The 19601-nt window shown below is 71.3% G+C and carries 19 protein-coding genes; 9 read left to right on the top strand and 10 right to left on the bottom strand.

What is annotated here, in order from left to right; genetic code table 11:
- Window positions 1-13: 13 nt before the first annotated feature.
- Window positions 14-781 (bottom strand): type I methionyl aminopeptidase, encoded by a 768-nt coding sequence (map, locus tag OG510_RS05865; protein WP_406135657.1) that lies wholly within the window; start codon window positions 779-781, stop codon window positions 14-16.
- 41 nt (window positions 782-822) lie between these two features.
- Here map and OG510_RS05860 point away from each other — a divergent pair, with 41 nt between their 5' ends.
- A complete protein-coding gene (locus OG510_RS05860) occupies window positions 823-1077 on the top strand; it encodes a helix-turn-helix domain-containing protein (RefSeq protein WP_406135656.1) in 255 nt (84 codons plus the stop codon).
- On the opposite strand, the gene OG510_RS05855 is transcribed toward OG510_RS05860, so the two are convergent.
- The gene (locus OG510_RS05855) at window positions 995-1762 is read right to left on the bottom strand and encodes a hypothetical protein (RefSeq protein WP_406135655.1); all 768 of its coding nucleotides are present in this window, start codon (window positions 1760-1762) and stop codon (window positions 995-997) included. The genes OG510_RS05860 and OG510_RS05855 overlap by 83 nt on opposite strands.
- 105 nt (window positions 1763-1867) lie before the next feature.
- Between OG510_RS05855 and OG510_RS05850 the strand changes: the two genes are divergently transcribed.
- The 5 genes from OG510_RS05850 to hydA all read left to right on the top strand — a co-directional run bounded on the left by OG510_RS05850 (window position 1868) and on the right by hydA (window position 6958).
- Window positions 1868-2727 (top strand): IS5 family transposase gene (locus OG510_RS05850; RefSeq protein ID WP_371628189.1). Its coding sequence is split into 2 segments (ribosomal slippage): window positions 1868-2228 and window positions 2228-2727, totalling 861 coding nucleotides; the frame shifts between segments, so codons are not numbered across the junction.
- Between the two features lie 29 nt (window positions 2728-2756).
- Window positions 2757-3140 (top strand): PPOX class F420-dependent oxidoreductase, encoded by a 384-nt coding sequence (locus OG510_RS05845; RefSeq protein ID WP_406135654.1) that lies wholly within the window; start codon window positions 2757-2759, stop codon window positions 3138-3140.
- A gap of 243 nt (window positions 3141-3383) precedes the next feature.
- On the top strand, window positions 3384-4226 hold the full coding sequence (locus OG510_RS05840; protein WP_406135653.1) for a nitrilase-related carbon-nitrogen hydrolase: 843 nt from the start codon (window positions 3384-3386) through the stop codon (window positions 4224-4226).
- Complete coding sequence (locus tag OG510_RS05835; RefSeq protein ID WP_406135652.1) at window positions 4223-5503, top strand: aspartate aminotransferase family protein; 1281 nt, start codon at window positions 4223-4225, stop codon at window positions 5501-5503. The genes OG510_RS05840 and OG510_RS05835 overlap by 4 nt, the downstream gene beginning before the upstream one ends.
- Window positions 5504-5554: 51 nt before the next feature.
- The gene (hydA, locus tag OG510_RS05830) at window positions 5555-6958 is read left to right on the top strand and encodes a dihydropyrimidinase (protein WP_406135651.1); all 1404 of its coding nucleotides are present in this window, start codon (window positions 5555-5557) and stop codon (window positions 6956-6958) included.
- 97 nt (window positions 6959-7055) lie between these two features.
- Here hydA and OG510_RS05825 read toward each other — a convergent pair whose 3' ends face one another.
- Entirely contained in the window at window positions 7056-9035 is a 1980-nt protein-coding gene (locus tag OG510_RS05825) for a heavy metal translocating P-type ATPase (RefSeq protein WP_406135650.1), read from the bottom strand.
- Between the two features lie 95 nt (window positions 9036-9130).
- Between OG510_RS05825 and OG510_RS05820 the strand changes: the two genes are divergently transcribed.
- Window positions 9131-9523, top strand: a complete 393-nt coding sequence (locus tag OG510_RS05820; RefSeq protein ID WP_406135649.1) for an ArsR/SmtB family transcription factor — start codon at window positions 9131-9133, stop codon at window positions 9521-9523.
- A 14-nt stretch (window positions 9524-9537) separates the two neighbouring features.
- On the opposite strand, the gene OG510_RS05815 is transcribed toward OG510_RS05820, so the two are convergent.
- Window positions 9538-10122: a nuclear transport factor 2 family protein gene (locus OG510_RS05815; RefSeq protein WP_406135648.1), complete on the bottom strand. Its 585-nt coding sequence runs from the start codon at window positions 10120-10122 to the stop codon at window positions 9538-9540.
- Window positions 10123-10410: 288 nt separating this feature from the next.
- On the opposite strand from OG510_RS05815, the gene OG510_RS05810 reads away from it, so the two are divergent.
- The gene (locus tag OG510_RS05810; protein WP_406135647.1) at window positions 10411-11409 is read left to right on the top strand and encodes a TIGR03842 family LLM class F420-dependent oxidoreductase; all 999 of its coding nucleotides are present in this window, start codon (window positions 10411-10413) and stop codon (window positions 11407-11409) included.
- A 28-nt stretch (window positions 11410-11437) separates the two neighbouring features.
- On the opposite strand, the gene OG510_RS05805 is transcribed toward OG510_RS05810, so the two are convergent.
- The 4 genes from OG510_RS05805 to OG510_RS05790 all read right to left on the bottom strand — a co-directional run bounded on the left by OG510_RS05805 (window position 11438) and on the right by OG510_RS05790 (window position 14719).
- The gene (locus OG510_RS05805; RefSeq protein ID WP_406142312.1) at window positions 11438-12487 is read right to left on the bottom strand and encodes a biotin/lipoate A/B protein ligase family protein; all 1050 of its coding nucleotides are present in this window, start codon (window positions 12485-12487) and stop codon (window positions 11438-11440) included.
- Window positions 12488-12645: 158 nt separating this feature from the next.
- A complete protein-coding gene (locus tag OG510_RS05800) occupies window positions 12646-13461 on the bottom strand; it encodes a phosphatase PAP2 family protein (protein WP_406135645.1) in 816 nt (271 codons plus the stop codon).
- Window positions 13458-14063, bottom strand: a complete 606-nt coding sequence (locus OG510_RS05795; RefSeq protein ID WP_406135644.1) for a phosphatase PAP2 family protein — start codon at window positions 14061-14063, stop codon at window positions 13458-13460. Before OG510_RS05795 ends, OG510_RS05800 begins: the two co-directional genes overlap by 4 nt.
- Complete coding sequence (locus tag OG510_RS05790; RefSeq protein ID WP_406135643.1) at window positions 14060-14719, bottom strand: DedA family protein; 660 nt, start codon at window positions 14717-14719, stop codon at window positions 14060-14062. The genes OG510_RS05795 and OG510_RS05790 overlap by 4 nt, the downstream gene beginning before the upstream one ends.
- A 195-nt stretch (window positions 14720-14914) precedes the next feature.
- Between OG510_RS05790 and OG510_RS05785 the strand changes: the two genes are divergently transcribed.
- The gene (locus tag OG510_RS05785; protein WP_406135642.1) at window positions 14915-15424 is read left to right on the top strand and encodes a phage holin family protein; all 510 of its coding nucleotides are present in this window, start codon (window positions 14915-14917) and stop codon (window positions 15422-15424) included.
- A 323-nt stretch (window positions 15425-15747) separates the two neighbouring features.
- Here OG510_RS05785 and OG510_RS05780 read toward each other — a convergent pair whose 3' ends face one another.
- Both OG510_RS05780 and OG510_RS05775 read right to left on the bottom strand, forming a co-directional pair.
- Window positions 15748-17862, bottom strand: coding sequence for a ricin-type beta-trefoil lectin domain protein (locus OG510_RS05780; protein ID WP_406135641.1), 2115 nt, complete (start codon window positions 17860-17862; stop codon window positions 15748-15750).
- Between the two features lie 109 nt (window positions 17863-17971).
- On the bottom strand, window positions 17972-19600 hold the full coding sequence (locus OG510_RS05775; RefSeq protein ID WP_406135639.1) for a beta-N-acetylhexosaminidase: 1629 nt from the start codon (window positions 19598-19600) through the stop codon (window positions 17972-17974).
- Between the last annotated feature and the right edge of the window lies 1 nt (window position 19601).

Raw genomic sequence — 19601 nt, 5'->3', positions numbered from 1 at the left:
CCGGGGCCGCGGCTCAGAGCGCCGTGAGGATGCGCGGGCCCGCGTCGGTGATGGCGACGGTGTGCTCGGCGTGGGCGGCGCGGCTGCCGTCCACGGTGCGCAGCGTCCAGCCGTCGGGGGCCGCGTAGTACCCGTCGCCGCCGCCCGCGATCACCATCGGCTCGATGGCCAGCACCATGCCGTGGCGCAGCGGCATGCCGCGCCCCGGCCGGCCCTCGTTCGGGACGCCGGGGTCCTCATGCATGGCGCGGCCGATGCCGTGGCCGCCGAACCCGTCGGGGATGCCGTACCCGGCGGTGCGGCAGACCCGTCCGACCGCGTGGGCGATGTCGCCGATCCGGTTGCCGACCACGGCCGCGGCGATGCCCGCGGCCAGGGCGCGTTCGGCGGTCTCGATGAGGCGCAGGTCGTCGGGGCGCGGGCGCCCGACCGTGAAGCTGATGGCGGAGTCCCCGGCCCAGCCGTTCAGGGTCGCGCCGAAGTCCGCGCTGACCAGATCGCCGTCGCGGAGACGGTATCCGTCCGGGACACCGTGCACGATCGCGTCGTTGACGGAGACGCAGAGGACGGCGGGGAACGGTACGGGGGCGAAGTCCGGGTGGTAGCCGAGGAAGGGGGATCCGGCCCCGGCTTCGCGGAGGATCGTGTGCGCGGCCGCGTCGAGCGCCCGCAGTGTGACTCCGACGCGGGCCGCGGATCTCACCGCTGCCAGGGCTTGGGCGACGACGCGGCCCGCTTCGCGCATCGCGTCTACCGACAGGTCTGTCTTGAGTTCAACCATGCCAATTACTATACCGGTCTCGGCGGTATTAGAATGACGGCATGGTCCGTACCCCTCTCACCCCAGAAGAGCGCGCACGCGGCGAGCGTTTCGGCCGTCTGCTCCGCGAGGCGCGCGGCGCGCGCACCATGACCGAGGTCGCCACGGCGGCGGGTGTCTCCGCCGAGACGCTGCGGAAGATCGAGACGGGGCGGGCCCCGACCCCGGCCTTCTTCACGGTCGCCGCGCTGGCGGCGGCGCTCGGTCTCTCCATGGACGAGATCGCCGAACGCTGCGCTTTGGCGGGGGTGGTCTGACCGTTCGGCGGATCCGGGCGCCGAGGTCCTTCGCCCGGATCAGGCCGGGGCGGCTTCCTCTCTCCAGTGCCCGGACCAGCGCATCGAAGCCCGCGCCGACGCCTTCGGTGTCACCGCTGGTCAGCCAGTCCACCCGAAAGCCGCGCAGTACGGCGAGGATCATCTCGGCGACCTCGGACTTCCGTCGCTCGGACCAGTGTTCCGGGCAGATGGACCGCAGTGAGGGCAGGTACTGCGCCGACGCCTCCCGTACGAACTCCCCGTAACGGCCCGGGTCGTACATCGCAAGCCCGATCGCCTGGTCGAGTACCCGCAGCCCCGACTCCGCCCCCATCAGGACGGGCCACATCGCGCGCACCCGGTCGGCCAGTGACCGGTCGTCCGGGCCCTGTGCGGCGGCGGCCGGCGCATTGCTGATGCGCCGCTCCCGCAGGCGCAGGATGGCCTGCTTGAGCAGGTCGTCCGCGCCGTCGAAGTGGTAGAGGAGCACCTTGTGGGTGGTCGGTGCCCGCTGCTGGTCGTCGTCTGCGACCAGGACCGGTCCGCGCTCGCCGGCCCAGCTCTCCGTGCGACGCGGCGGGTGCCCGGTGCGGAGCTGGTCAGGCTGCCCGGCGGGCGCTACGCGCCGTTCCTGGACGCGCACGAGCAGGCCGTCGACGCCGAACTGGCCTTCCTGCGCAGTCACCTGCTCGACGGCGAAGCGGGGCGGTGCGGTCCGAGGGGCGCCGCGCCGTACCGGAGGACACGCCCTAGGCCGTGTCTTCAAAGCTGTTTTAGGTGTTGAGGGATCATGTCGGTTGTGGTGCGTCGTCATGAGCTGTCGGATGCTGAGTGGGCTGTCCTGTCGCGGTTGTTGCCGAGTTCGGGGACGGCGGGGCGGCCGCGGTCGGATGACCGCGTGGTGCTGAACGGGATTGTGTGGAAGTTGCGCACGGGGTCGGCCTGGCGGGATGTGCCGGAACGCTACGGCTCCTGGCAGACGCTCTACACGCGTTTCCGCAGGTGGGCACTGGATGGCACGTTCTCTCGCATGCTGCGGGCTCTGCAGGCGGAGAAAGATGCGGCCGGGGACATCGACTGGCTGGTGTCGGTCGATTCCACGATCGTGCGGGCCCATCAGCACGCCGCCGGCGGCAAAAAGGGGTCACCGAGGGGGACGAAGCGGGTGATCACGCCCTCGGTAGATCCCGAGGCGGACTGAGCACCAAGCTCCACTTGGTCTGCGACGGACACGGCCGCCCACTCGCCTTCGTTCTGACCGGCGGGAACGTCAACGACTGCACTCGCTTCGAGGAGGTCCTGGACGCCATCTGCGTTCCCCGCATCGGTCCAGGCCGGCCACGCACCCGGCCCGACCACGTCATCGCGGACAAGGGCTACAGCTCCCGTAAGATCCGCGCCTACCTGCGAAAGCGCGGCATCCGCCACACGATTCCCGAACGCATCGACCAGGCCAGCGGCCGCCTACGCCGAGGCTCACGTGGCGGCCGACCACCGCGTTTCAACAGGGAGGTCTACCGACTCCGCAACGTCGTCGAGCGCTGCTTCAACCGGCTCAAACAATGGCGCGGCCTGGCCACCCGCTACGACAAGACCCACGAGTCGTTCCAGGCCACCGTCACCATCGCCTCAATCCTGTTATGGATCTGACCTTTGAAGACACACCCTAGGCTCCGGGCATGATTCCCGATGCGCTCGGCCGCAGTAAATACGTCAGCCTGACCACCTTCCGCAAGGACGGCACACCGGTCGCCACCCCCGTATGGGCCGCGCAGGACGCCGGCGAGCTCTTCATCTGGACCCGCACCGACTCCTGGAAGGTCAAGCGGCTGCGCCGGGACACCCGCGTGCGGGTGGCCGTCTGCGACGTACGCGGCAGGGTCGCGGAGGGCGCGACGGCCGCGGAGGGGGTCGGGCGACTGCTCGATGAGGCGGGCACCCGGCGGGTGCGGCGGCTGCTGCGGGCCAAGTACACCTGGCAGTTCGTGCTCCTCGACGTCCCGGGCGCCATCATCCGGCTCGGCAAGCGGCCGCACACCGGGATCGCGGTGACGTTCGGCTGACGGGGCTCCGGGCGGGCGGACCGGCGCTGGGCGACTGTCCGTCCGTCGCGCTGCCAAACGGAGCGGGACGCGCAATTTGATCACGGCGGGATGGTGAAGTGATCATGATGAGGCGGAACGTGATCGACTCTGCCGGTTAACGGCGATGGTCTTGCCCCAGTGTGTGACGGGGCTTACGTTCTCCTCCTACGCAAGCCATCTACGTGCGTAGAGCTTCGTGGCGCCCTGTTGAAGGAGCTGCACATGTCCCACGTCGTACGCGCCGCACTGGTCCAGGCCACCTGGACCGGCGACACCGAATCCATGATCGCCAAGCATGAGGAACATGCCCGTGAGGCCGCCCGCCAGGGTGCGCGGATCATCGGATTCCAGGAAGTCTTCAACGCCCCGTACTTCTGCCAGGTGCAGGAGGCCGAGCACTACCGCTGGGCGGAGCCCGTGCCCGACGGGCCGACCGTGACCCGGATGCGGGAACTCGCCCGCGAGACCGGCATGGTGATCGTGGTTCCGGTCTTCGAGCAGGAGCAGTCGGGCTTCTACTTCAACACGGCGGCCGTCATCGACGCCGACGGCTCGTACCTCGGCAAGTACCGCAAGCACCACATCCCGCAGGTCAAGGGCTTCTGGGAGAAGTACTACTTCAAACCGGGCAACGCGGGCTGGCCGGTCTTCGACACCGCCGTGGGCAAGGTCGGTGTGTACATCTGCTACGACCGCCACTTCCCGGAGGGCTGGCGCCAACTCGGCCTGAACGGCGCGCAGATCGTCTACAACCCCTCCGCCACCTCACGCGGTCTGTCCGCCTATCTCTGGCAGCTGGAGCAGCCGGCCGCCGCCGTCGCCAACGAGTACTTCATCGCCGCCATCAACCGGGTCGGCCAGGAGGAGTACGGCGACAACGACTTCTACGGCACGAGCTACTTCGTCGACCCGCGCGGCCAGTTCGTCGGGGACGTCGCCGACGACAAGAGCGAGGAGCTCCTCGTCCGCGATCTCGACCTGGACCTCATCGACGAGGTCCGCCAGCAGTGGGCGTTCTACCGGGACCGCAGGCCCGACGCGTACGAGGGGCTGGTGCAGCCGTGACCGACCTCTACAACAGGCACCGGGCCGTCCTCCCCGACTGGCTCGCCACCTACTACCGGCAGCCGATCGAGATCACCCACGGCGAGGGACGGCATGTCTGGGACGCGGACGGCAACCGCTACCTCGACTTCTTCGGCGGCATCCTCACCACCATGACCGCCCACGCGCTGCCCGAGGTGACCAAGGCGGTCAGCGATCAGGCCGGGCGCATCGTGCACTCCTCGACGCTCTACCTCAACCGGCCGATGGTGGAGCTGGCCGAGCGGATCGCGACGCTCTCCGGGATCCCGGACGCCCGCGTCTTCTTCACCACGTCGGGGACCGAGGCCAACGACACCGCGCTGCTCCTCGCCACCGCGTACCGAAGGTCCCACCAGATCCTCGCGATGCGCAACAGCTACCACGGCCGCTCCTTCTCGGCCGTCGGCATCACCGGCAACCGCGGCTGGTCGCCGACGGGGCTCTCCCCGCTCCAGACGCTCTACGTCCACGGCGGCGTCCGCAGCCGGGGCCCGTTCGCGCATCTCAGCGACGCCGCGTTCATCGAGGCGTGCGTCGCCGACCTGGAGGACCTGCTCGGCCACACCCGTGAACCGGCGGCCCTGATCGCCGAGCCGATCCAGGGCGTCGGCGGCTTCACCGCACCGCCCGACGGGCTCTACGCCGCGTTCCGCGAGGTGCTCGACCGGCACGGCATCCTCTGGATCGCCGACGAGGTGCAGACCGGCTGGGGGCGCACCGGCGACCACTTCTGGGGCTGGCAGGCGCACGCCGAGAACGGCCCGCCCGACCTCCTCACCTTCGCCAAGGGCATCGGCAACGGCATGTCCATCGGCGGTGTCGTCGCCCGCGCCGACATCATGAACTGCCTGGACGCCAACTCCATCTCGACCTTCGGCGGCTCCCCGGTCACCATGGCCGCCGGCCTCGCCAACCTCACCTACCTCCTGGAACACGACCTCCAGGGCAACGCCCGCCGGATCGGCGGCCTCCTCCTGGAGCGGCTGCGGGCCGTCGGCGCGCAGTCCCCGCTCGTACGCGAAGTACGCGGCCGCGGCCTGATGATCGGCGTCGAGCTGGTGAAGCCCGGCACCGACGAGGCGAACCCGGACGCGGCGTCGGCCGTCCTTGAGGCGGCCCGGGAGGGCGGGCTGCTGATCGGCAAGGGGGGCGGGCACGACACCAGCGTGCTGCGTATCGCACCCCCGCTCTCGCTCAATGTCGCGGAGGCCGAGGCGGGCGCGGCCATCCTCGAACAGGCCCTGCGCGCAGGGTAGACGGCAGATCACGCAGCAGGCACCGCGGTACGAGAGAGGGAGCACAGCGCCATGAGTACCCGCACCTTGATCCGCGGCGGTCTCGTCATCACCGCCGCCGAGGAGACCCACGCCGACGTCCTCATCGAGGACGGCCGGATCGTCGCGCTCGCCGCGCACGGCTCGGCCGTCGCGGAGGGCTGGACCGCCGGCCGTACGATCGACGCCACCGGGAAGTACGTGGTGCCCGGCGGGGTCGACGCCCATACGCACATGGAGATGCCCTTCGGCGGCACCTTCGCGTCCGACACCTTCGAGACCGGGACCCGGGCGGCGGCCTGGGGCGGTACGACGACCGTCATCGACTTCGCCATCCAGTCCAAGGGCGGATCGCTCGGTGAGGGGCTCGACACCTGGCACGGGAAAGCGGACGGGAAGTGCGCGATCGACTACGCCTTCCACATGATCATGTCCGATGTGAACGAGTCGTCGCTCAAGGAGATGGACCGGCTCGTCGCGGGCGGGGTCAGCTCGTTCAAGCTCTTCACGGCGTACCCGGGGGTGTTTCTCTCCGACGACGGGCAGATCCTGCGGGCCATGCAGCGAGCCGCGTCCAACGGCGGTCTGGTGATGACCCACGCGGAGAACGGCCTCGCGATCGACGTACTGGTCGAGCAGGCGCTGGCGCGCGGTGAGAAGGACCCGCGCTACCACGGCGAAGTCCGCAACGCGCTGCTGGAGGCCGAGGCGACGCACCGGGTGATCAAGCTGAGCCAGGTCGCGGGCGCCCCGCTGTACGTGGTGCATGTGTCGGCGCAGCAGGCCGTCGCCGAACTGGCGCGGGCCAGGGACGAGGGCCTTCCCGTGTACGGCGAGACCTGTCCGCAGTACCTCTTCCTGTCGACGGACAATCTGGCGGAGCCCGGCTTCGAGGGCGCCAAGTACGTCTGCTCGACGCCGCTGCGCCCCGCGGAGCACCAGGAGGCGCTCTGGCGCGGACTGCGCTCGAACGATCTGCAGGTGGTCTCCACCGACCACTGCCCGTTCTGCTTCAAGGGCCAGAAGGACCTGGGGAAGGGCGACTTCTCGAAGATCCCGAACGGGATGCCGGGGGTGGAGAACCGGATGGACCTGCTGCACCAGGCAGTTGTCGACGGGCACATCAGCCGCCGCCGCTGGATCGAGATCGCCTGCGCGGCCCCGGCGCGGATGTTCGGCCTGTACCCGCAGAAGGGGACGATCAGCCCGGGCGCCGACGCCGACGTGGTGGTCTACGACCCGGCGGCCGAGCAGGTCATGTCGGCCGGGACGCACCATATGAACGTCGACTACTCGGCGTACGAGGGCAAGCGTGTGACCGGCCGGGTGGAGACGGTGCTGTCCCGGGGTGTGCCGGTGATCGACAACCGTGACTACGTCGGCCACGCCGGGCACGGGGCCTATGTGCCGCGCGGGCTCGGTGAGTACGCGCACTGAGCGCTCGGCTCCGGCGGGTCCGGGCGGGCGCGGGGACAGCCGGCGCGTGATGCCCGGGCGCGGGGGACAGCCCGGCGCGTGATGCCCGGGCGCCGGCTCACCGGGCGTCGCCCCGGACGGGGCTCCTCCAGGCCGCTTCACGCAGCAGCCGCAGACCGTTGAGGCCGACGATCACGGTGGAGCCCTCGTGCCCGGCGACGCCGAGCGGCAGCGGCAGCGTGGCGACCAGGTCCCAGGTCACCAGGGCGGTGATGAACGCTCCCGCGATGACCAGGTTCTGGATCACCAGGCGCCGGGCGGCACGGGAGAGCAGCAGCACGGCGGGGACCGCGGCGAGTTCGTCGCGTACGACGACGGCGTCCGCGGTCTCCAGGGCGAGGTCGCTGCCCGCCTGGCCCATGGCGATGCCGGTGTGTGCGGCGGCCAGCGCCGGGGCGTCGTTGACACCGTCCCCGACGACCAGGACCCGGCGGCCTTCGCGCTCCCACGCCCGGACCGCGGCGACCTTGTCATCGGGCAGGAGCGCGGCGCGGACATCGGTGATGCCGACCTGGCCGGCCAGCTGTCCCGCCGCGTTCACGTTGTCGCCGGTCAGCAGGGCCGGGGCGCGGCCGGTCAGTTCGGCCAGGGCGGCGACGGTGGCGGCGGCGTCCGGCCGCAGCCGGTCGGCGACGCCGATGACACCTGCCGGAGCGTCGTCGTCAAGGACGAGCATCACCGTCTGTCCCGCGCCCTCCAGTTCCCGTACGGCCTCCCGTACGGGCCCGGCGGCCGATGCGGGCAGGAGACGGGCGGGGGAGCCGATACGGACGCGGTGACCGTCGACGGTGGCGCTCACCCCGCGGCCGGGAGCGGAGACGAAGCCGACCGCGTCGGGCAGTGACAGGTGGCGCTCGCGGGCGGCCTCGACCACGGCGCGGGCCAGCGGGTGTTCACTCGGGAGTTCGGCCGCGGCGGCCAGGGTGAGCAGGGCGTCGTCGGTCAGGCCGCTGCCGGGCAGGGCCGTCAGTGCGGTGACGTGCGGCGTGCCTTCGGTGAGGGTGCCGGTCTTGTCCAGCGCGACGGCGTCGACCTGGCCGAGGCGTTCCATGACGACGGCGGACTTGGCGAGGACCCCGTGGCGTCCGGCGTTGGCGATCGCGGACAGCAGCGGCGGCATGGTGGAGAGCACGACGGCGCAGGGTGAGGCGACGATCATGAAGGTCATCGCGCGCAGCAGCGCGGGCCCGAGCCCGGAGCCGTACGCGAGGGGCACGGCGAAGACGGCGAGGGTGGCGGCCACCATGCCGACCGAGTAGCGCTGTTCGACCTTCTCGATGAAGAGCTGGGTGGGCGCCTTGGTCCCGGACGCCTCCTGGACCATTTTCACGATGCGGGCGATCACCGAGTCCGACGGGTCGCGCTCGACCCGTACGCGCAGGGCGCCGGTGCCGTTCACGGTCCCGGCGAACACCTCGTCGCCCGCCTGTCTGGCCACCGGCAGCGGCTCGCCGGTGATGGTGGCCTGGTCGAGGTCGCTCGCCCCGTCCAGGATCCGGCCGTCGGCGCCGACCCGCTCGCCCGGCCGCACCAGGATGCTGTCCCCGCCCCTCAAGTCCGCGGCGGCGACCGTCTCCTCACCGCCGTCGGGCAGGAGCCGGGTCGCGGTGCCGGGCGCGAGATCGAGCAGACCGCGTACGGAGTCCGCGGTGCGGGCGGTCGCCAGCGCCTCCAGTGCGCCGGAGGTCGCGAAGATGACGATCAGCAGCGCCCCGTCCAGGACCTGGCCGATGGCCGCGGCGCCGCACGCGGCGACCACCATCAGCAGATCCACGTCCAGCGTCCTGTCCCGCAGGGCCTTCAGACCCTCCCACCCCGGCTCCCAGCCGCCCGTGACACAGGTGGCGGCGAACAGCGGACCCCAGGCCCACGCCGGGGCGCCGGACAGATCCAGCGCCAGCGCGCACAGGAACAACACCAGGGATGCGAGCGCCCACCGCGTCTCCGGCAGCGCCAGGACCCGGGTGCGCCGCCGGGGCGGGGCGGGGCGCGGGCCGGCCGTGGCCGGCGGGGTGCGTTGGTCCAGGACAGAAGACATGACGAAACAACCCTTCGCGGGTGGACCGGTGGCAACGCACACACCGTACAGGAATATCTGAAGAGGTATTCATGTGTGGTGCGTACGATGGCCTCATGGGCCATGGAGTCGACACCACCAGCAGCGCCACCACCCGCGAGCGTCTCGACGCGGTGGGGACCGCTGACGTCGCCGCGACGCTCCAGGCACTCGCCACCCCCTCACGGCTGCACATCCTGGCCCGGCTGCAGGAGGGGCCGTGCTCGGTGAGCGCGCTGGCGGCCGCCGTCGACATGGAGCCCTCGGCCTGCTCCCATCAACTGCGCCTGCTGCGCAACCTGGGGCTGGTCACCGGCGAGCGCCACGGCCGCTCGATCGTCTACGCCCTCTACGACGACCACGTGGCCGAACTCCTCGACCAGGCCCTCTACCACGTGGAGCATCTGCGCCTGGGCGTCCGGGACGTCCCCGCCGATGTCGTGAAGGACGCCGCGCGGCCGGGGCGCTGACCGCGGAAGCAGGGTCAGGCTGTGCCGAGCCAGGCCCGTCCCGCCGCCTTCATGGCGGCCTCCAACTCGCCGCCCCTGGTGGGGAATTCCCGGTCGACCGGGAAGCCGGACTTCTCCAGGACGTAGGCGAGGGCCGCGTAGGCGCGCGGATGGCGCCGGAACGTGCTCTCGTCGATGTCCGGGACCGTCGCGAGGAAGTTGAACGCGCTCATGTCGTACACGCTCGCCCGGTGGACGATGCGCCAGTCGCCTTCGCGCCGTTCGACGCGGTCCCAGAAGCGGTTGTGCGCGGTGCAGGCGAGATCGAGCGCGGCGTTCTCGGCGATGAGTATCGCGTTGGTCTCGACCAGGGCCCGGTCGCCGTTGAAGGTGATCGACGGGCCGCCGATCACGTGCTTGGACCGCAGATCGGAGCTGCCCATTCGCGCGGAGGCGTCCACGAACTCTCCGGCCGGGCCCTCGAACCAGGTGATCTCGATGGTGCCGTCGGGATGGAAGAGCTCACGCAGCTGATCCCACTCACCCAGGTCGCGGTGCAGCCATCCGGTCATCAGCTCGGCGATGGCGGAGCGGTCCTCGACGCGCGTGCTCACGGTCATGGCGTTCTCCTTCTGCTGGGGCCCGGGACCGGACAACAGAGGGTACTGCGGCGGGCCTTCGTGACGGCCGTCTTCCCAAGGCCGCGCGGGCGGTCCAGGATTGTCCCCTCGCGACTCGCGTCCGAAGCGCTGTCGCACCGGCTTCCGCACGGTCCGATGTGGAAGGATTCCCGGGCCGTCGCCTCATCTGACGCCCTCTCACCTCTCCTCGCCTCTCCTCATCTGTTCCTCTCCTCAACTGATCCTTTCCTCATCTCCTGACTCCGCACCCGCACTAGGAGCCATGCCTTGGACTTCGGACTCGTCCTGCAGACCGATCCGCCCGCTTCTGCCGTCGTCGGACTGATGCGGCGCGCGGAGCGCAACGGCTTCCGCCACGGCTGGACCTTCGACTCGGCCGTCCTCTGGCAGGAGCCGTTCGTCATCTACAGCCGCATCCTGGAGCACACCACCGGCCTGATCGTGGGGTCGATGGTCACCAACCCGTCCACCCGGACCTGGGAGGTCACCGCCTCGACCTTCGCCACGCTCAACGAGATGTACGGCAACCGCACGGTCTGCGGTATCGGGCGCGGCGACTCGGCGATGCGCGTCGCGGGCCGCAAGCCCAACACGCTGGCCACGCTGGGCGAGGCGATCGGCGTCATCCGCGACCTCGCCGAGGGGCGCGAGGCCGACGTGGACGGGCGGCCGGTGCGGCTGTCCTGGGTCGAGGACGGGAAACTGCCGGTCTGGATGGCCGCGTACGGCCCCAAGGCCCTCGCACTGGCCGGGCAGCAGGCCGACGGGTTCATCCTCCAGCTCGCCGACCCCTATCTGACCGCCTCGATGGTCGCCGCGGTCCGCACGGCGGCGTCCGACGCGGGCCGGGACCCGGACGCGGTGAAGATCTGCGTGGCCGCGCCCGCGTACATCGGCGACGATCTGGCCCACGCCCGCGAGCAGTGCCGCTGGTTCGGCGGGATGGTCGGCAACCATGTCGCGGACCTGGTGGCCCGCTACGGGGAGCACTCCGCGCAGGTCCCTGACGCGCTCACCTCGTACATCGAGCAGCGTGAGGGGTACGACTACAGCCACCACGGCCGGGCCGGGAACCCGGACGCCGCTTTCGTGCCCGACGAGATCGTGGACCGCTTCTGTCTGCTCGGCCCGGCCGACGCGCACATCGAGAAGCTGCGGGAGCTGCGGGCGCTGGGCGTGGACCAGTTCGCGGTGTACGCGATGCACGATGCGCGCGAGGCCGTCATCGACGCGTACGGCGAGCGGATCATCCCGGCTCTGGGCTGATCGGCACGCCCGCTGGTCGCCGTGCTTGTCACGGCACCCGCGCTGTCCACTCCGGGGTGGCGAACTTGGCCGCGGCCAACTCCCGTGCCCGGGCCATTTCCTCCTCCGTCACGCCGCCGTCGGCGAGGCCGTAACGGCCGCGGAAGGACCCGATCATCCGCTCGATGACCTCTTCGCGCCGCAGCCCCGTCTGCCGGGCCAGCGGGTCGACACGCTTCTTGGCGCTCCCGATCCCCTTGTCCGACAGCTTCTCGCGGCCGATGCGCAGCACGTCGGTCATCTTGTCGGCGTCGATGTCGTACGCCATGGTCACGTGGTGCAGCACCCCGCCGCCCGCGATGCGCTTCTGCGCCGCGCCCGCGATCTTGCCCGCTTCGGTGGCGATGTCGTTGAGCGGCTGGTACCACGCCTTGATGCCCATGTCGGCCAGCGCACCGAGCACCCAGTCGTCCAGATACGCGTAACTGTCGGCGTACGAGAGGCCGGACACCAGGGACTCGGGGACGGAGAGGGAGTAGGTGATGGTGCTCTGTGGCTCCACGAACATGGCTCCGCCGCCGGAGATCCGGCGGACGACCGTCACCCCGTGGTGTTCGGCGCCCTCCGGGTCGACCTCGTTGCGCAGGGACTGGAAGCTGCCGATGATCACTGCAGGGGCGGCCCACTCCCAGACCCGCAGCGTCGGCGGACGCCGGCCCGCCGCGACCTCGGCGGTGATGACCTCGTCCAGCGCCATGTGCAGGGCGGGGGACTGCGGACGGTCGTGGATCAGCTGCCAGCGGTGGGCGCTCCACTCGGTGGCCCGGGTGAGGGCCCGGCGTACGGCGACGGCGACGCCCTCGGGGGAGAGGCCGAGCAGCACGGCGGCCGGGGGCAGTGCGGCGGTGATGCGGGCGGCGAGGGTGGCCGCGTCGGCGTGGGCGGGGGCGCCTTCCAGGGCCGCGTCGATGTCCAGGATCGCCTCGTCGGGCTCCAGGAAGAAGTCACCGGCCACCCGGACGTTGCGCAGGGCGCCGCCCTCGACGTCCAGGTCGACGACGACGAGCTTGCCGCCGGGGATCTTGTACTCACCGTGCACAGCCATGCCTCCAGGTCCGACGGGGCCGGGCACCGGCCGATTGGCTCGATCCGCTCGATCCGCGCGTGGGCTCCGGGCAGCAACAACGCCGGAGGGTGCGGGGGCATTCCGCAGCGGGTCCGGGCCGCCGGTCTGCCGGTCTGTCCTGGCCTGGGCGTCTACCCGGGCGGGCCGCCCGGTGCGCCGGAGCGTCCGCCGGCGCTGTCCGGCGAGCGGGGCGCGGGCGCCTCTCCCGGCGGCGGCGGCGCGGTGCTGTCGTACGGCGGCGGTGCGGTGCTGTCGTGTGGCGTGGGCGGGACCTCGGGGCAGCGGCGGACCGCCGACCGGAAGAAGATCCGGAAGCAGACGCGGAAGAAGCAGACCCGGAAGCAGATGCTGAGCCAGCACAGGGCGAACAGCCAGCCGCCGGCCACGTCCGTTGACCAGTGGACCCCGAGGTACACCCGGCTCAGCCCGACGAGCACGGCCCAGCAGCCGATCCCGGCCGCGATCGTCCGTCTGCCGTGCCGCGCCCGCAGCAGCACCGCCGCGATCAGCAGCCCGGCGGTGACCGCCGACGTGGTGGTGTGGCCGGACGGGAACGACCAGCCGGAGGCTCGCGCGGCCCAGTCGCCGACCGGCGGGCGGTCCCGGGCGACCAGCGACATCACCCCGTACCGCACCAGCTGCGCCAGGACCAGACAGGCCAGGCAGGCCGCTGCCGCGATCACCCGCTGCCGCGCACCGCGTCCGGCGATCACACCCGCCAGGACGGCCGGCAGATACGGGATGATGCCGGTACCGGTGTCGGTGACGCCGCGCGCCGCGGCGACCGCGACGGGCGGCCGGTGGTGCACCGACCAGGAGAGCAGCCGGCTGTCGGTCAGCAGTGGGGCGCCGTGGTGCCCCGCCACCACCAGTGTCAGCAGCACGAACGCCACCAGGGTGCCCACCGCCGTCGACACGGCCAGGTCGGCGGCGCCGCGCCGGTTCACGACGAGACCAGCAGCGGACGCAGCCTGGTGTCCGTGAGCCTCCTCGCCAGGGCCTCGGGCCGCCGTCGCAACGCGGTCGCGAGTACCAGCGCGACCAGCGCTCCCACCAGCGCCCCCGCGACGACATCGTGCGGGTAGTGGGCGCCCACCCAGACCCGGGAGGCCGCCATCGCGACCGCGCAGACCAGGGCGGTCACGCCCAGCCTGCGGGAGACGAACAGCAGGGCCACCGCGGCGGCGAAGGCGAGGGCCGCGTGGTTGCTCGGGAAGGCCCAGTCGCCCGGTGCCGGGCACGCCTCCAGCGTCGTCACACGCAGGCTCTGGCACGGCCGGTCCTCCCGTACGACCAGCTTGACCGCGTCGTTGACGCCGTAGGCCAGCACCACGATCACCGGTACGGCCAGCGCCATCAGCCCGGCCGTGGCCCCCTCCCTGCGGGCCCGCCACCACCCGGCGACCATCAGCACGGCGAACAGCGCGAGGCCGTACGACGACCAGGCGGAGACCGCCGAGTCCAGCCAGCCGGGTGCGCGGTGGGCCAGGTCCACCGTGTCGGTGTAGAGGCCGCCGTCGACCGGCGATCCGTCATAGGCGAGGTTCATCCACTGACTCCGTCTGTGCGCGGGCGGTTCTTGCGGGAGCGTCGCAGCTCCAGGGCGAGCGGCAGCAGAGACACGACGACGATCACCGCGATGATCGGCAGCAGATAGTGGTCCACGTTCGGGACGGACTTCCCCAGCGCGTATCCGGCCAGCACCAGGCCCTGGCTCCAGACGAGCCCGCCGACCACCTGCCAGAGTGTGAACGTCCTGGCCGGTACGGAGAGCGCGCCCGCCATCGGGTTGAGCACCGTGCGCACCACCGGGACGAAGCGGGCGAGCACGACGGCCTTCGCGTGGCCGTACTTGCCGAGCAGTTCCTCCGCGCGGGCCGCGCCCTTGCGCAGATGCTCCGAACGGCTGCGGGCGAGCAGGGCGCCTCCGGCCTTGCGGCCGATCAGATAGCCGCACTGGGCCCCCGCGAGCGCGCCGACCGCCGACGCGAGCAGCACCATGGGCAGCGACAGCTTCAGCCCGGCGGTCGAACTGCCCGTGCAGAGCAGCCCGGCGGTGAACAGCAGGGTGTCGCCCGGCAGGAAGAAGCCGACCAGCAGGCCGGTCTCGGCGAACATCACCACGGCGATTCCGGCCACGCCGAAAGCGGTCAGCACGGACTGCGCGTCGAGGATGTTCACCGCGAGTGTCGAAGCTGTGAGCAAGGTCCCGGCCTTTCCGGTCGGATGAGGGAGGGCCCGGCGCGGGCGCCGCACCGGTGCGGTGGTGCGGTCCTGGCCGGAGGGTGTGGACCGCACCGAAGCGACTACAGCTCAGTAGACGGTCTACGTAACTGTAGACGATATCGCTTCGCGGGCCGGCGGGGGCGGCATGGCGTGATCGCGGGGTAAGTTCCGTTCATGGAGCGCAACGAACGGCCGACCACGGCTTCGCGGTGGCTCGTCCGCACCACGGCGACCCGGTACTTCGCGCTGGCGGGGATCTTTTTCGTCTGGGCGTTCATCTGGCTGGCCTGGGCGCCGAAACCGTACGCCTGGATCGCCACCGTCCTGTGGATCGTCATCGCGGCCGTCTTCGCCGCCCAGGGACTCCGGCTCCGCAGGCAGGCGCAGGCCGGGGAGCCCGGGGAGGAGACGGAGGGGCCCGGGAAGGCTGAGGGGCGGGAGGAGCCGAACGGGCCCGAAGGGTCGGACGGCATGGGCAGGGCCGGTGGCGGGGTACGCGGCGGTGAGGCCCGAGGCGGTGATGCCCGTGGGCCCGCCGTGCAGCGGGGCCGGACCGGGCGGCGGCCGGCGCAGCCGGTCCACCGCCCGCACCACCGGATCCCGCCCCCGAACCTCCGCAGACGCCCCCCGCACCGGCGGGAGCACGGGCCGGGCACCGGAGGCACCGGGGACCACCGGCCGTGACTGGTCACTGAGGCCAGGGCCAGGGCCAGGGCCAGGGCCAGGGCCAGGACCAGGGCCAGGGCCAGGACCAGGGCGGGCGCCGGCCAAGCCAAGCCAGGGCCGGCCAGGCCGGAGCCAGTGAAGCAAGATCCAGTCCAGTCCAGCCAAGCCAGAGCCGTAGCCTGCCGCCTGCCGCCTGCCGCCTGCCGCCTGCCGCCTGCCGCCTGCCGCCGGCCGGCCGGGCCGTGGCCCGGTGGTCCGTTCGTGGAAGCGGGCCCTCAAGACCCCGTCCAGGTCTTGAGGGCCCGCTTCTTCGTCCGCCGCTCGACGATCCGCCGTCGGCGTCAGCGTCGGAACGACATCATCTGGGCCGCGTCCGCGTGCTGCGGTGCCGTCGAGACCGAGCCGTGGCTGTCGACGCTCAGGGCGAGTCCGCTGGAGCGGTTGACCAGGCGGTACTCACCTGTGGCCCGGGAGGCACCACCCGCAGCGGGGGACTTCACGATCCTCTGGAGGTACCACTGCGAGGTGGCCGCGGCCTTGGCGCCGGCCGAACCGAGCGAGACCGGTGCGCCCCAGGCCCGGCCCTTCGTACCGTCCGCGACGCGCAGCGGCCGTCCGTCGCTTCCGGTGACCGTGTAGAAGCCGTCCCCGGTGCCGGTGACCTTCCACTTCTGGGCCCTGCCGCCGGACAGCGCGAGCTGCCTGCCGTTCGCTGCCCTGATCTCCCGGGCCCCGCCGCCCGCCGGGGATGCGGGCAGCTCCGTCTTCGACGTGGGCTCGATGGTGATGTCGGCGTACTCACCCGTGTAGGTGTCGCAGGAGAACGAGCAGTACGAGCGGAACGTCCTGCCCACCACGGTGGACGTCGTCCTGGTCTCCGAGTCGAGGAACCACCGGTACCACGAAGCGTTCTGGTTCTCCGCGACGCTGCCGATGTCCACCCACTTCTGGGTGGCCAGGTCGTCCGTCGCGTAGAAGTGCAGCGGGGACTTGGTGTCGGTGGCCTGGGCGATGTTGTTCTGCGGGGTGCCGATGTACTTGCCCAGGTAGGCGCTCCAGGTGATGTTCATGACGGCCAGCTGCGAGTTGTCCGGCATGGCGCCCTGGGCGACCTGGTCCGCGGCCTTGCCGCCGGTGGACGGCTTGTACTCGTCGGCGGGCGCGGTGTAGCCGGTGCCGTTGCCGTCCGACGGGATGATGTTGGACTCCTCGCCGCCGGTGCCCGGCGACTGCCAGGCGCCGTCGTGCCACTTCTTCCACGACGACGGCGCCATCTTCTGGGCGATGGGCGCGCGCGCCACATGCTGGTGCCAGATGTTGCCGCCGCCGGACTTGTTCAGCACCCGGTCGGCGTAGAAGACGTAGAAGTATCCCGAGGCGTTGTCCACGTACAGGCGGGGGTCGCCGTCGCCGTACTCGTAGGTGTCCTTCGGGAACTGGCCGGTGTCGTCACGCTTCGTGCTGTACGGCGAGGTGATGACGTGGTCCTGGATCGACCAGGTCTTGCCCTCGTCCCGGGAGACGGCGTAGTCGATGCCGTCGAAGTGCATGCCGTCGCCGAAGGGGCTCGGCGTGAACTCGTTGTGCACCAGGCCGTACCAGTCGCCACTGGCCGGGTCGACCCACACGCCCGCCAGGTCGCAGTAGTTGGCGTGGGCGTAGCTGGAGGTGTCAGGGGCCGGGGTGGCTTCCTTGCCGGTGGGGCTGGTGTCGCAGCGCCACGTCGTGTCGTCGTTGCGGTCCTGCGCGTTGGCGGGGTCGACCGCGCCGGATATCGGATCGAGCTTCGCGGAGTCGAAGTCGGCGCCGCTGTAGAAGCTCCACGCGCGCGGGTCGTTCGCGCCGTACTCCGCGTCCGACTGCTGGTAGAAGAACCGGCCGTCCTTCGCCGTGAACACTCCGGCCGGGGTGTCGTCGGGATTGGTGTACTCGACGGGGGCACCGCCGGAGAGGCTGTACTTCGGACCGGGCGCCGATCCGGCGGTCCACTTCTGCGCGGTCTGCTTCGGGTCGCAGGGGGCGAGCCCGACACGGGCACCGTTCGCCACCTGTCCCTGGACGGCCAGGCACTTGCCGGACTTGGCGCTGTAGATCGTGCCGTCCGGCAGATACGCGAACTTCTGCTGGTTCACCCGCGCGCAGTCGTAGAGCTGGACGAGCGCGCCGTTGGCGTCGGAACCGCCGGTGACGTCAAGGCACTTGCCGAGCACCTTCGCCGTACCGTCGTCCGCCCAGCCGAACTGCTGGGCGGCGCCGCCGTTGCAGTCGAAGAGCTGGATGGCGGTGCCGTTCGCGTCGCTGCCGTCGGTGACGTCCAGACACTTCCCGCCGATGGTCACCGTCCCGGAGGCCGCGGCGGCGTTCGCGGCGGGGACACCCACCACTCCGGTCGCCACCGCCACGGCGAGCGCGGACAGGGCCGCGATGCCCGCCCGTCGTCCTGTTCTCTGCTTCACTGTTTCTCCCTTGAAGACATGCGGAATTGCAGGTATTGCGGGGGAACATCCGGAGCGTTTCGCCGAGAGAGCTGGCTGAGACGGCCCGCTGAGAGCTCGCCGAGAGAGCTCAGGTCTTGATGTGGGCCACGAGCCCGTCGATGAACTCGGTCCAGTCGGCGCGTGTCGCCGGTTTGCCGGGGACACCGGGCCGGCTCTGCCACGGCAGCGGGCCGTCCTCCCTGCGGTACTCGACGCCGAGTGCGTCGAGCCGGGCCAGATGGGGGCGCAGCCGTACGAGGAAGTCGTCGAAGTCGCGTCCGCCCCGGCTCCACAGCGCCTCCGCGACGGCGCACAGCCGCGGGAAGACGTAGTAGTCGACGGTCCGCGGCGAATCCATGTGCTCGGTCCAGATGTTGGCCTGGCCGCCGAGGATCCGGGCCGTCTCCTGTTCGGTGAGCCCGTCGGGGACCGGGTCGAAGGCGTACGCGTCCGCGAGCGTCAGCGGCACGGCGAACGGGATGGGCTCGCTCTCCAGCTCAGACTGCCGGTAGTCCAGGTACACCTGGTCGTCGGGGCAGGAGATCACGTCGTACCCCCGGCGCGCCGCCGTGCGGGCGCCGGTCATGCCGCGCCACGAGGCGACCGCGACACCTTCAGGGACGGCTCCCTCCAGGATCTCGTCCCACCCGAACACCCGGCGCCCGCGCGCCGCGATGTGCGCGCCGATCCGGCCGAGGAACCACGCCTGGAGCTCCTTCGAGTCACCGAGCCCGCGCTCCGCCATCAGTTCCCGGGTGCGCGGATCGGCGTCCCACTGGTCCTTGGGGCATTCGTCGCCGCCGATGCCGATGAAGGGGCCGGGGAAGAGGTCCATCACCTCGTCGAAGACGCCGAGGAAGAAGCCGAGTGTCGACTCCTCGGCGTTCAGGATGTTCGTGTTGATGCCCCACCGAGGGCTCGCCTCCAGCTGCTCTCCCCGTACGCCCAGTTCGGGGTAGGCGGCGATGGCGGCCTGCGAGTGTCCCGGTACGTCGATCTCCGGCATGACGGTGATGTGCCGCTCGGCGGCGTACGCGACGATCTCGCGCAGGTCGTCCTGGGTGTAGTAACCACCGTGCGGACGGCCGTCGTTGGGCGCGTCGGGCGCCGCGCCCAGCTGGGACTCGCGGCGCCACGACCCCACCTCGGTCAGCCGGGGGTGGCGCAGGATCTCCACCCGCCAGCCCTGGTCGTCGGTCAGGTGCAGATGGAGGGTGTTGATGCGGTGCATCGCCAGCAGGTCGAGGAAGCGCAGCACGTCGTGCTTGGGCATGAAGTGCCGGGCCACATCCAGCATCGCGCCGCGCCAGCCGAAGCGTGGTGAGTCCTCGACGGTCGCGTACGGCACGGCCCAGCGCACCCCGGCCGTTCCGGCGGCGCGGTAGATCTGGGGCGGCAGGAGCTGGCGCAGCGCCTGGCAGCCGTAGAACACGCCCGCGGTGTCGCCACCGGTGATGCTGACACCGCCAGGACCGCAGACCAGCCGGTAGCCCTCGGCGGGCAGGTCAGGATCCAGGGCGAGCGCCAGCGCTGAGCCGGTGGGGGCGGGCTCGGCCCTGCCGGACACCGGCAGCGGGAGGCCCGTCGCCGGACGCAGTACGGACTGCAGCCAGCGAGCCGTCGGGGCCAGTTCGCCGGGCGCCGTGATCCGGGTGGACTCGGTCAGCGGGAACACGCCGTCGCCCGGTACGGCCGAGCAGGGGAGGGGGAGGAGCATG

This window comes from Streptomyces sp. NBC_01089, from assembly GCF_045162975.1.
Classification (GTDB): domain Bacteria; phylum Actinomycetota; class Actinomycetes; order Streptomycetales; family Streptomycetaceae; genus Streptomyces.
This window is presented reverse-complemented; position numbering and strand designations above follow the sequence as displayed.